Consider the following 13161-nt stretch of genomic DNA (forward strand, 5'->3'; position numbering starts at 1 on the left):
TTGGTCCAAATGGTCTATTCATTGTGGTTCATATGAGCCATTATTGCAACTTCAGCACAGCCGTTGTGAAGTTACCATCATTCTGAATTTGCATAAATCGAACGATTCGACTATTTTGAACGATAACTTGTTCATTTTTGGAGCCAGCCGTGATTTCTTTAACTGCAAACGAAGCGAAAACTAAGTTTGGTACTATGTTGCTTACTGCCCAATCCGAGCCCGTAGAGATAGTGAAAAACGGTACTTCTGTTGCATTTGTAATTTCAGCCAAAGAATATAAAAAGCTGGAAGATATGAAAATGGAACTGGTCAAAGCTCGTTTTCAGAATATCAGTGAAGAAGATCTGCAGGATGGTCAAAGCTTTTTTGACGAATTGGATTCTGGAAAATATGACTGATGGCAAAAACTCCGTTTTTACTTCGTGGCCATGCCAGAGCTGATTTGGTGGCTATACGTAAATACACAATTGAAACTTGGGGCAATGACCAGTGGTTGAGCTACAAAAAAATTCTGCTGCAAAAGCTGCAAAGCCTTGCCGATCATCCGGAAATAGGAATTCAATTAAAAGACGTTGCTGACAATGCCTATAGGTTTCTGCTAAAAGATCAGGTCGTGTACTACCTGAAGCGAAAATCAGATGTGGTTATTGTCTGCATACTGTCCAATAGCATGGCCCCTGAGCAGCACTTATTGCGCCAGCAGGAATTAACTCAGGATTAAGTTCTATTTTCTTAAAATTTTACCTCTTGGTCTATTCTCCCTACATTTCCAACAAAACCCAATAGGCGTATGCAACTCACTGTGGCAAAATCAGTTTTATAGCTAAAACAGCAAACTAATAAAGACTAACGGAGTACTGTCGCATTGGCACTTGAGCCTGGTTTTTTAGTGATCCATTCCAATCAGCTGGAGCAGCTGCGTGCGCTTCTGGTTCAGTTTTGTCAGCGTTATCCGCTCTCTCCCTTGGAGCTTGAGCAGGTGCTGGTGCAGAGTAATGGTATAGCTCAGTGGCTGAAACTAGCCTTTGCTGCGTCCCCCGATGAAGCCGATCCTTTTGCTCGTGGTTTGGGTATAGCTGCCGCTATGCAGGTGCAGTTGCCGGGCCGTTTTATCTGGAGCATGTATCAGTTGGCGCTGCCAGAGCAGCAACTGCCTGATTTATCGGTCTTTAGTAAAGACAGTTTACGCTGGCGTATTTTCCGTTTATTGCCCGAATTAGTAGCGCAAGATGAATTTGAGCTGCTGCGCCGTTTTATCAGTGACGATAACGATCAACAAAAACGCTCACAGCTGGCATTGAAACTGGCGGATTTGTTTGACCAGTATCAGGTGTACCGTGCCGACTGGCTGGCCGATTGGGCCAAAGGGCTGTATCGCTTAGCGCAAATGGATGGCGATGCGAAAGTGATGCCGGATGATCAGCTGTGGCAAGCCAAACTCTGGCAGGCGATTTTGGCGGAGCTGCCAGCAGAGCAGCAGCAACAAAGCCGGTTTTCTTTGCATCAGCTTTTTTACAGCAAGTAAAAAGCTGGAAAAAAGCGCCAAAGAATTTACCACGCCGGGTCATTATTTTTGGCATCTCGTCTTTGCCGCAACAAATGCTGGAAGTCTTGTCGGCTCTCGCACCTTATTGTCAGATTTTATTAGCGGTACTCAACCCTTGTCAGTTGTATTGGGCCGATATTATTGCCGAAAAAGACAAAGTCAAAGCTGCGCAAAGACGTCAGCCGGAAAAGGCAGGTTTTTTACCTTTTGCCAGTGCCGAGCAGTTATCCGGTCAGGCGCAGCCTTTGCTGGCTGCATGGGGTAAACAGGGGCGCGACTATATTCGCCTCTTAGATCAGTTTGACGAAACTGCCGCTCATAAAGAGTTATTTGCCCATCAAAAAGTCGATTTATTTGAATCGCCCAACACCAATCATTTATTAGGTCAGTTGCAGGACGATATTTTGCAGCTGCGGTCCATCACAGAAACCCAAAGCCAATGGCCAGCTTTAACGGCGCAAGCGGCGCGCAGTATTAGTTTTCAAAAAGCCCATAGCCCACTTCGCGAAGTGGAAATTCTGCATGATCATCTGCTGCAGCTCTTTGCCGAAAACCCAGAGCTTGGCGCTAAAGATGTGATGGTGATGGTGCCGGATATTAATTTGTATGCGCCTTTGATTGAAGCCGTATTTGGCAAAGTGCCTATGGGCGATTTGCGCTATATCCCTTACAGTATTTCCGATCAAAACAGCAAAAAGCAGCAGCCGTTATTGCAGGCGTTAGAAGTACTGTTAAGCCCGGAGCAGCAACGATTAAACGCCAGTACCGTCTTCGATATGCTGGATATCAGCGCTTTGCAGCAAAGGTTTGGTTTAAAAGCCGCCGCTTTACCCAAGATTAAACAGTGGATTGAAGGGGCTGGTATTCGTTGGGGGCTGGATCAGCAGCATCGTCAGCAACTGGGCTTACAGCATGGGTTTGAGCAAAACAGCTGGCTCTTTGGTATTCGCCGTATGCTGCTGGGTTATGTGGCGGGCGATACAGCGCCATGGCAAGGTATAGCGCCTTATGCTGATGTGGCAGGACTCGAAGCCGCCGAACTTGGCCCTGTGTTGGTGCTGCTGCAAAAAATTGACGAGCTATGGCAACAACTTGTGCTAAAACGCAGCCCGGCCGATTGGCATTTACTCTTTACTCAGCTGCTACAAGACTTTTTTGCGCCCGACGAGCTGGAAAGTCAGCAGTTAGTTCAACAGTTACAGCAGCAACTGCAAAGCTGGCTCGACAACACCACAGGCGCTGAACTTGAAGAAGAATTAACTTTACAAATTGCCCGTCAGGCTTTGTTAGAACCCATGCAGGCCGGCGGTTTGCAGCAGAAATTTTTCAGTGGTCGCGTCAATTTCGCCACTTTGCTGCCGATGCGCTCTATTCCTTTTGCGGTGATTTGTTTGCTAGGCATGAACGATGGCGCTTATCCACGGGCGCAACAGCGGCAGGACTTTGATTTAATGGCGCTGGATTATCGCAGTGGCGACCGCTCGCGCCGTGATGATGACCGCTATTTATTACTCGAAGCTTTATTGTCGGCCCGCCAGCAGTTTTATATCAGCTGGGTAGGTTTTAGTGTGTTTGATAACAGCGCCCGCGCGCCTTCAGTGTTGGTTAGTCAGCTGCGTGATCATTTGTCTACAGGATGGTCTATGGCCGATGGTTCTGATCTTTTAGAGCAAATCACTGTCGAGCATCCGTTGCAGCCTTTTAGCCGTCGTTATCGTGAAGCAGGATCTGACCTTGTGAGCTATCAGCAGGAATGGGCCAGCTTGCATCAAAAAGCCGCTGTGGCAGAGCCGGGCGAGGCGCTTGAAAAGCTTGACGATTTGCACTGGACCTTAAAACAAGCCAGCGATTTTATGCGTGAGCCGGTGCGGTTCTTTTTTAATGAACGCTTAAAAGTACTACTGGAACTACCGGAACTGGCCAGTATTAACGATGAAGTCTTTGCTTTGGAGCCGCTCGAGCGCTGGCAAATGCAGCAGCAGTTGGTGGCGGAGCTAAAACGCAGCGTTGAACAAGATGGGCAGTGGCAACCACAGGCGGAGCAACAGCTGGAGTTATTCCGCTTGCAAGGCCGTTTGGCTGTGGGTTCTGGCGCTGTGTTAATGCAACAGGATTTGGTAGCAGGGCTGGACGAGCTGGCCTCTGGCTATCAGCAGTTTTTAGCCGCTTATCCAACTGCGGACACCAGTTTTTATTCACTACGTTTTGTTTGTCAACACGGCGAGCTGGCTGAGCAGTTAACAGGTTTTAGGCGAAGTGCGGACAACGCAGCTTTGGCTTATGCCGAGTTGTTGCCGACTGCCTTAATTAAAGACCGCAGCCTTGTCTGGCGCAATTTAATAGCGCCTTATTTGAAGCTGCTTTTGTGCTGTGCCAGCGGTGTGTCTGTGACTATTTATTTACTCTCCAGAGTGGGACAGTTAGTGCTGCACCCTATTGAAAAACAACAAGCAGAACAGCAGCTCAGTCAGATTTTGCAACTGATGCAACAGGGCTTATCAGCGCCTTTAGCGCTGGAGTTTAATGTTGGAATCGAACTTGTGAAACAGCTGGAAAAAGGTGCGGCTTTGAATGATGACAAGCTGCTGTCGAAGCTGGAGCGTTTGTATACAGGCGATGACTTCAACGCAGGCGCTCTGCAACGTAGCCCTTATTTGCAGCGTGCTTTTGCCCAGTTTGATGCGCTTTGGCAAAACGGTCAGTTAGAGAAAAATGCCAGTGCTTTATACGGGCCATTACTCGCCGTCAACTACAGCGAGGTGTCGGTATGAATACCTCTATAACACCAGCTATCGCCAATCTGGATTTATTGTCCTTTCCGTTATCTGGCAGTCAGTTGATTGAAGCGAGTGCTGGTACTGGCAAAACCTTTACCATAGCGGCTTTGTATTTGCGTTTGGTGTTGGGCCATGGTTGCGATAAAGCCTTATTACCGCCTGATATTCTGGTGGTGACTTTTACCGAAGCTGCAACCCAGGAATTAACCGAGCGTATAGGCCAGCGTTTAGCCGACGCCGCCCGTTACTTTCGTGAGCAAGCTGAAGAGGCGGATCCGTTTTTACAAAGCCTGCGCAGCGAATTTACCAAAGAGCAGTGGCCACATTGTGCCTATCAGTTAGAGCTGGCGGTGCAGTATCTGGATGAAGCTGCTATTTCGACTATTCACGGCTGGTGTAATAAAGTGCTGGCCGAATTCGCGCTGTCCAGCGGTTATTTGTTTGAACAAAATCTGGTGACAGACGTCGAGCAGTTGCAGCTGGATGTGATCCGCGATTACTGGCGAAATTTTTATTACCCCTTGCCGGAAGAGCATATAGCGACTGTCTGCCAACAGCTGCAAAACCCTGAAATTTTGCGCAAAAAAATTCTGCCGCTGATAAGCCACCTGTCGTTATTTACCGAACCTGCAACACCCGCTGTGTTATTGCCTGAAGTCAAAACACAACGTAAGCAAAAGCTGGCAGAGTTAAAAGCACCCTGGAATAACTGGGTCAGCGAAATCCGCATTTTGCTGCATGGGGCTATAGAGCGTAAAGAAGTGGATGGCCGCAAATTGCAGGCGCGTTATCTTGATAGCTGGTTAGCCAAATTAGTGGCCTGGATAAGTGACCCTGAGATGGTCGATCCGGATTTACAAACAGGCCAAAGCCGCTTAACGCCAGAAGGTTTGGCTGAGGCCTTTAAAGGCCCAGTGCCGCACCATCCGGCTTTTGAGGCGATGGCAAAACTGGCCGATGAACTGGCGGCTTTACCGGATCCACAGCAGGATTTAGTACTGCATGCCGCCTTTTGGTTTGCGCGGCGTTTTCATCAGTTGCAGCTAGAGCGCTCAGAACTGGGTTTTGATGAGTTATTAAGCCGCTTGCAGCAGGCGCTGCAAAAAGACCAGGGGGGTTTATTGGCTGAGCGGCTAAGGCGTAAATTCCCGCTGGCCTTGATAGATGAATTTCAGGACACCGATCCTGTGCAGTATCAGTTATTTGATGCCATTTATCAGCTGGACCAAAACAGAACAGATTGTGGCATTTTATTGATAGGCGACCCAAAACAAGCCATTTACGCCTTTCGCGGTGCGGACATTTATAGTTATTTAGCCGCCAAACAAGCTACAGCAGGCAGGCATTTTCAGCTGCCGAAAAACTTCCGTTCTACCCATGCGATGGTCAGCGCGGTTAATCACTTATTTAGCTATGCCGAACAGCGCGCTTTAGGCGCTTTTGTACTGGGACGGCCTGATTTATTAAGTTTTTATCCGGTAGAGGCGCAAGGGCGCAAAGAAAGGTTTGTTGCAGAGCAACAGCCTGTCACGGCGCTTGAGTTTTGTATTAAAGAGTCACCGGATGGTAAAGCCTTTAGCAAAGGGGCTTGTCTCTTAGAAATGGCGCAGGCCTGTGCTGAGCAAATCGCTATGTTTTTAACGGGTAGCGCTGGTTTTGTGCTGGATGACGAATTCACGCCTCTTAAAACCAGCGATATAGCGGTGCTGGTGAATAACCAGCAGGAAGCCAATGCCATTAAAAAAGCTTTGGCAGAGCGCGCTTTGGCTTCGGTGTATTTATCCGACAAAGGCGCTGTATTTGAAAGCCCGGTGGCGCTGGATTTATTGCTGTGGCTGCGCGCCTGCGCTGAGCCACAACGTGAGGCTTTAGTGCGCTCTGCTTTATCGAGCTGGAGCTTGTCGTTAAGTTATAGCGAGCTTGAGCAACTGCTGCAGGATGAGCTGTTGTGGGAGCAGCAACTGGCGCGTTTTTCCAGTTATCAGCAACTCTGGCAACAGCAAGGTGTGCTGGTGATGTTATGGCAGCTGATGCGTGATTTTGGCGTGGCTGAGTTTTTACAGCAGCAAGCCTCAGGCGAGCGGCTACTGACCGATATTCTGCATTTGGCGGAGCTTTTGCAACAACGCTCTATGGAGCTGGAAGGTCCGGCGGCGCTTATTCGTTATTTGGCTGAGCATTTGGCGGGGCAAGGCGATTTAGCAGCTGAGCAGCAAAAACTGCGTCTGGAAAGCGATGAAGCTCTGATTAAAATTGTCACCATTCACAAATCCAAAGGCCTGGAATACCCGCTGGTATTTTTGCCTTTTATCGCTTTAGCCCGCGCTGTGGATGCAGACAAAGGCCCTGTCACTTACCATCAGGATGATGAGCTGACTGTGGTGCTGCAAGCGAACGAGCAGCAAGCCCAACAAGCAGAGCGGGAACGCTTAGCCGAAGATATGCGCAAGCTTTATGTGGCCTTAACCCGAGCCCGGCATTATTGCTGGGTAGGGCTGATGCCGGTGAAAGAACAAAGTGCTATAGGTTACTTGTTATCTGATGATGCGCTGGTGTCGTCTGTGGCTTTGCAGGAACAGTTATCGCCATTACTGAAACAGCCTGATATTGGTTTGGCAACCAACTTATCAGAGCAGCGGACTCAAGTCGCAGTGCTTGATCAGGCAAGCGAGCTATTGCCTTATGCCCAAATGACCCGTTCAGTGAAAGAGCTGTGGTGGATAGCCAGTTACAGCGCTTTGCTGGAGCAACATCAGCACGACAGTAAAGCGGCTGAGTTATTTCAGGAATTGCAGCAGGAGCTGGCGCCAGAGCAAGTGCAGGATGATGCTGAGCCAACAGAAGCCAAAGTCATGACTTTGGCTCAGGGTTTTGTGCGCGGCAGTCAGGCCGGTACTTTTTTACATGATATGTTGGAGTGGGGCGCAACCCAGGGATTTGATCTATTGGCGCAGCGGCCGGAGTTATGGCAACAAGGACTACTCCCATTAATGCAGAAATATGGCCTGTTGCAGCAATTGCCAGAGCAGAGATGGCAAATCCGGTATTGGGCAGAGCAACAAGCACCTTATCCTGAAACTAAGCATTTGGCCGAAGCCTTAGTGCCATTACAGTGTTGGCTGACAGAGCTTATTCAAACACCGCTGTGGCAGAACAACAGCGCCAGTTTAAGCAGTCTTACACAAGGCAGCTACCGGGCTGAACTTGAGTTCTGGCTTGCGGTACAGCACTGCAGCAGTGCGCAGTTGGACGCTTTAGTGCAGCAGTATTTGTGGCCTGAATTATCACGGCCAGCGCTTCGAACCACCCAGTTGCAGGGCATGCTGAAAGGTTTTATCGACTTAACTTTAGAGCAGGATGGCAGATACTGGGTGCTGGATTATAAATCGAATTATATAGCCGATGGGCACTACGACAGTCCTGCTTTAATACAACAAATGCTGGCACACCGCTACGATCTGCAGGCCGCTTTGTATGCCGTGGCTATCCATCGTTTATTGCAAAGCCGCTTGGCGGACTATAAGCCACAAGAACATTTAGGTGGCGCTTTGTATTGGTTCCTGCGTGGTGGTGAGGCAGCAAACAAAGGTGTGCTTGCTGTGGATATTCCGCTGGAGCTGGTGAACAAGCTGGATGCTCTTTTACAAGGGCAATTGGTGGCTAAGGAGCTAGCCCATGTCTGATTCAGAATTATTGGAACTGCAGATGCAGGGCAAAGAATGGCGGGCTTTGGATAAAGCACTGGTGACCTTTTTTCGGGAGCAACAAAAGCTGCCCGCAGCGCTGGCGCTACTGATTGGCCAGTGCAGCTTTGCGCTTGCTCAAGGCCATTTGTGTTTACCACTGAAACGTATGCCGCAACAGTCTGAACAAGACTGGCAGGCGTTGATGGCGTTGTATCCGGATTTATTTCAGCTGAGTGAAGATAACAATCAGCCTTTTGTTTATGCCAATAACGCTTTGTACATGAGGCGTTATTTTAGTTATCAGCAGCAAATAGCGCTTTATCTGGAGCAAAGCAATGAGCGTAGCCAAAAGCTTAGACAGGCTATCAATCCGGCTCTGCTGAACCAGTTACTGGAGCCGTTATTTCCTGCAGCGGCGGCCACAAGCGCTGCACCTGACTGGCAACGTTTGTCCTGCGCTATAGCGGCTAGCAGCAGTTTTAGTGTGATCACAGGCGGCCCTGGTACTGGCAAAACCACCACAGTGGTTAAGTTGCTATTGGTATTGCAGCAGTTGCAGCAGCAACAAGGCGCAGCGCCTTTGACCATTCAACTGACAGCACCCACAGGCAAAGCTGCAGTGCGGCTTCGAAGTTCTATTCGTAACACCTTAGATAAGCTGCCAGCATCGGCAGAAATCAAAAGCCAGGTGCCAACCGATGTCTCTACGTTGCATAAACTATTAGGCGCGCGCGCGCAAAGCCGGCAGTTTAAACAAAATGCGCTTGAGCCTTTGGCGCTGGATCTATTAGTCGTAGATGAAGCCTCTATGCTGGATGTGGAGTTGATGGCGGCTTTATTGTCGGCTTTACCAGCTCATGCGCGGCTGATTTTATTAGGCGATAAAGACCAGCTGGCTTCAGTAGAAGCAGGCGCTTTAATGGCCGAGCTGTGTCAATGGGCAGAGCAGGGGCATTATTGGCCTGCAACGGTCGACTGGCTTAATCAGCTGTCCTCTGCAGCTGTTCCAGAGCCACTCATCAGCCAACAAGGCAAAGCGCTGGAGCAGCAAATTGGTATGCTTCGAGTCAGCCATCGTTTTGACCCACAAAGCGGCATCGCCAAACTAGCCACTGCAGTGAATAACGGTCAGAGTGCAGAAGTGACCGCTATTTGCCAGGCTGATTATGCCGATCTGCAGTATCTGGAGGCGGCTGAAGTCAGACAACTGAAGCAATTTGTCTTAACTGGACAGGTCAAATCACAGATCAAGGATGCAGCAGGTTTTAGTTTTTATCTGCAGACAGTAGCGCAAAGCCCAGCTTTGGATGCTTCAGAGCAGGTGATAGAAAACTGGGCACAGCAAGTGCTAACTGATTTTTCCGCATTCCAATTGCTGTGTGCTGTGCGACAAGGGCCTTTGGGCGTAGAGCAGGTCAATCTGAGTGTAGAGAAAATGCTGCATCAGGCCGGGTTAATTCAGCAGACTAGTCAGCAAAGCAGCCAGTGGTACGCCGGACGACCAGTGATGGTGACGCAAAACGATTATGCGCTGGGGCTGATGAATGGCGATGTCGGTATTTGTTTACTGCGGCCTTATCAGGGTAAATTGATGTTAGCTGTAGCTTTTGCATCAGAAGACAGCAGTAAAATGGTGCGTTGGGTGTTGCCAAGCCGGTTACAGCAGGTCGAAACCGCTTATGCTATTACTGTACATAAATCTCAGGGCTCAGAGTTCCGCCATGCAGTGCTGGTATTACCGGATCACTTCAGCCCTGTATTAACCCGTGAGCTGATTTACACCGGCATCACCAGAGCTGCGAAATTGTTTAGCCTGGTCTGTGGCAAAGCCGATTTGCTTCGTCAGGCGGTAGAGCAAAAAGTGCAGCGTCATGGTGCAGTAAGGCTTTAAGAGTGTTCCTGCCGGATTTGTTGCAACAACTGGTTAAGTTGCTCTGCTGGCCAAGAGTTGTCCTTCAGCGCTTTTTCAGTACTTGCAGCTAAAGCACTGATATGGGTAAAGCCAAAGCAGGCCGAAGTGCCTTTAATTTTGTGCAGCAAGGCCATTGTAGCTGTAAGATTGCCCTGCTGCACCAGTTGCTCCAGCTCCAGCGCTACGCCTGGTAGGGTGTCTTTGTACTGGCTGGTCAATTCATCTAGTTGCTGCTGCACATTGGTCTGAGCCCGTACAGCGTTTTTAGTCGGCAAGAATTCTGCAATTTTGTCGTATAGCACCTGGGCTTGTACAGGTTTTGTCAACACGGCCTGGCAACCCGCCTCCAGACAGAGTCGGCGTTGCTCTGCCTGTACATCGGCGGTCAGTGCCAGGATTGGCATCTGATAGCTTGGCGTCTGAGTTCACGTGACGCCGTCAGACCATCCATCACAGGCATGTGCATATCCATCAGTATTAAATCAAATGGCTGTGTTGCTACTTTGTGTAGTGCATCCAGACCATGCATTGCGGTTTGCAGTTGTAATCCTGTAGCGCCAAGTAAAGTGCTAAACAATAAACGTAAATCAGCCACATCATCTACTATCAGCACAGTACCCGTCAGTTCTGGGACCTGCTGCTGGACCTGCAGCTTGCTACTTTGCTGCACTGGCGCTTTGAGCAGCAATTCGGCCTGCACCGGCAGAGGGATCCGCAGGAAAAACTGGCTACCTTGCTGCGGCGTACTCCGTAGCTCCAGTTGATAGCCCATTAAATCGGCCAGTTGCTTGCAGATATATAGCCCGAGGCCTGTGCCACCAAACTGCCTGCTAATGCCTGGGTCGCCTTGTTCAAAAGCTGAAAACAACTTTTGCTGCATTTCCGCGCCGATACCGGGCCCGGTATCGGCGATGCACAAGTGCAGCTGGCCTTGTTTCATTTCGGCAGAAAGTCGTACTTCGCCTTGCTGGGTAAATTTTAATGCGTTACCAAGCAGATTCATCAGAATTTGCTTCAGGCGCAGCGGATCGCTGTACAAAGTTTTAGGCAAGGGATAGCGGCTTTGCAAACTAAAATTCAGCCCTTTGGTTTGTGCCGCGGGCAACATGCTTTGATGTAATTCGTTCAGTAGCGATTGTAATTCAAAGTGCTGTAATTCCAGTGGCAGTTTGCCTTCCTCCATTTTGGCTGCATCCAGAATGTCATTAACTATTTGCAGTAAAAACCTGCTCTGGCTGTCTATGGTTTGTAGCTGAGTCTGTAGCTGAGCTTCATGGGGTCTGGTGAGCACCTGTTGAATAAAACCCAGAATAATAGTCAGAGGTGTGCGCAGTTCGTGGCTCATATTGGCTAAAAAACGGGTTTTTGCTAATGCCAGTTGCTGGGCTTTGTCGCGTTCTATCGACAGTTCAGCTGTGCGCTCAGCGACACGTTGTTCCAGCTGCTGGCTCAAATTGGTTTTTTCTTCCAAAGCAGATTGCAAGGCTTGGTGACCAGCCTGCAGACGGCTTTGCAATGAAGTAAAACTGCCAAGTAACTGTTCAAATTCTAATGCCGAGTTGTCGAGTCGTTGCTTGGGTGAGCCTGAAGAGCCCAATTCCATGCTTTCAATAGTTTGGATTAATTGTTGTAGAGCTAGGGTGTAGCCTGAGGCAAAACGTTTACTACTGCGTGATAAAATTTCAATACCTGCCAACATAGCTAGCAGTGAAATTAAAGTCAGAAGCTGGTAATAAAATGCCAAATGACTGTGATCCCAAAACAGTAACAAAGTCCAGTTGGTGCCTTCAACCGAGCTATTCAGCCTGATTTTTCCTCCGGATTGATTAAAATGCAGATGATTTTCACGATGAAAAGGTGAATGTGTAAGGTAGGGCTTGGATTCAGCCAGCTCTACTGTCGTCAGATCGGTTTTTTGTCCTATTTCGTTTTGATCAGCTAATCCCCAGATTTTAACCCCTTTACCATCCGTCAGGAGCAGTTGCAGCTGCGGATCCTTTTGGGATACCTCCAGAGCTGTGGTGAGCCTTTGCAGTGCGACTGAAAGCTCCAATACGCCATCAAATTCTTGCTGTTGATACAAGGGCATACTCAGAGCGAATAAAAGATCCTTACCCAATCTTTGTCCCTGGAATACGTCACTAATATAGGGTAAGCCGGTTTGCTGTGGTTTGAGGAAATAGTCGCGATGGGTGACTGAGTATCCTTTGATATCCTGATCAATCTGTTCTTTAAAAAAAGCTGTGACTTTACCGTACTTATCTGTGCGCAGCGCCGAGATAAATTCAGTCTGGCTTCTGACTAATTGCCGCAGGCTTGTTTCATCACCAACCAGGCGGGCATAACCAGAGGCCAGATTTAATTCGGCCTGATAAGAGGATAGTCTTTGTTTTAATTGATTGCTGATTTGTTGTTGCTGCCTGGTCAACTCAGAGACCTGAGCTGATAAATTCAGCACCACAGAGCCATGTAGTAGTACACAAATCATCAGTGCCCATGGAATGGCAGCTATTAGCGCAATACGGCTGGCAAGTTGAGTTTTTAGTGGCAGTTGGCTTTGAATAGCAAGGCTTGCTGCTTGAGTTTTAAATAACCGGGCGCAGCGTTTCAGTACCAATAAAGTGCAGCTTAATATCACGGCGCTGGAGAGGACCCAAGTCCAGGGTTGTGGTTCGGAAGGAACCAGAGACAACAGCGCCGAAGTACAAAAAAAATACAGCACTATAGCGGCTGCTCTTTTGCGCCTGGTATTGGCTAGGGGGGAAAACACCAGAAGCTGTAGCAAGGAGCATAACCAATAGACCGGCGCACTCAACGGCAGTAAGACCAGACCAGCAGAAGATAGACCCCAGATCAGTCCAAGACGTTGCATCACTACAATAAAAGCTAAATTACCGAGCAATAAAGGGGTATTGAGAGGCAATTCCAGTGCCAGTAAATTAGCTGCAATGCCAAACAGACTTAATCCGGCGGCATAAAACAGTTGGCGTAGAAAGGACGGCTCAGAATGGCGTTCATTCCTGTCGTGAATCAAAATCCATTCCATTCGAAAAATATGATACCCAGATACTAGAAGATCCTAAGCTGTAATTCACGGTCTGTTGTTAAATTATTTTCAGAGAAATACCAGTTTTTGCGGTTATCTCATCCGCTTATGTTGTATTAGGGGTGACAAGAGTGAACCAGATGCTGATAATAAGCTTCTTGTCTAAATTTCCGGGCTAAAAACCTGAATTATGG

The 13161-nt window shown here is 48.6% G+C and carries 6 protein-coding genes and 1 pseudogene; 5 read left to right on the top strand and 2 right to left on the bottom strand.

The window, feature by feature from the left end; genetic code table 11:
* The first annotated feature begins 149 nt into the window (after window positions 1-149).
* The 5 genes and pseudogenes from WH43_RS12020 (at window position 150) to recD (ending at window position 9900) form a co-directional block, all read left to right on the top strand.
* Window positions 150-398: a type II toxin-antitoxin system prevent-host-death family antitoxin gene (locus tag WH43_RS12020; protein WP_053424847.1), complete on the top strand. Its 249-nt coding sequence runs from the start codon at window positions 150-152 to the stop codon at window positions 396-398.
* Window positions 398-721, top strand: a complete 324-nt coding sequence (locus WH43_RS12025) for a type II toxin-antitoxin system RelE/ParE family toxin (protein WP_053424848.1) — start codon at window positions 398-400, stop codon at window positions 719-721. Before WH43_RS12020 ends, WH43_RS12025 begins: the two co-directional genes overlap by 1 nt.
* A 168-nt stretch (window positions 722-889) precedes the next feature.
* Window positions 890-4317: pseudogene (gene recC, locus WH43_RS12035) on the top strand (exodeoxyribonuclease V subunit gamma).
* Entirely contained in the window at window positions 4314-8006 is a 3693-nt protein-coding gene (gene recB / locus WH43_RS12040) for an exodeoxyribonuclease V subunit beta (RefSeq protein ID WP_053424851.1), read from the top strand. The pseudogene recC and the gene recB overlap by 4 nt, the downstream one beginning before the upstream one ends.
* On the top strand, window positions 7999-9900 hold the full coding sequence (gene recD, locus WH43_RS12045) for an exodeoxyribonuclease V subunit alpha (RefSeq protein ID WP_053424852.1): 1902 nt from the start codon (window positions 7999-8001) through the stop codon (window positions 9898-9900). Before recB ends, recD begins: the two co-directional genes overlap by 8 nt.
* Here recD and WH43_RS12050 read toward each other — a convergent pair.
* Window positions 9897-10325: an Hpt domain-containing response regulator gene (locus tag WH43_RS12050; RefSeq protein ID WP_053424853.1), complete on the bottom strand. Its 429-nt coding sequence runs from the start codon at window positions 10323-10325 to the stop codon at window positions 9897-9899. The two genes, recD and WH43_RS12050, sit on opposite strands and share 4 nt — an antisense overlap.
* Complete coding sequence (locus WH43_RS12055; RefSeq protein ID WP_286049707.1) at window positions 10307-12955, bottom strand: ATP-binding protein; 2649 nt, start codon at window positions 12953-12955, stop codon at window positions 10307-10309. The genes WH43_RS12050 and WH43_RS12055 overlap by 19 nt, the downstream gene beginning before the upstream one ends.
* Between the last annotated feature and the right edge of the window lie 206 nt (window positions 12956-13161).

The organism is Rheinheimera sp. KL1 (genome assembly GCF_001275035.1).
Lineage (GTDB): Bacteria > Pseudomonadota > Gammaproteobacteria > Enterobacterales > Alteromonadaceae > Pararheinheimera > Pararheinheimera tangshanensis.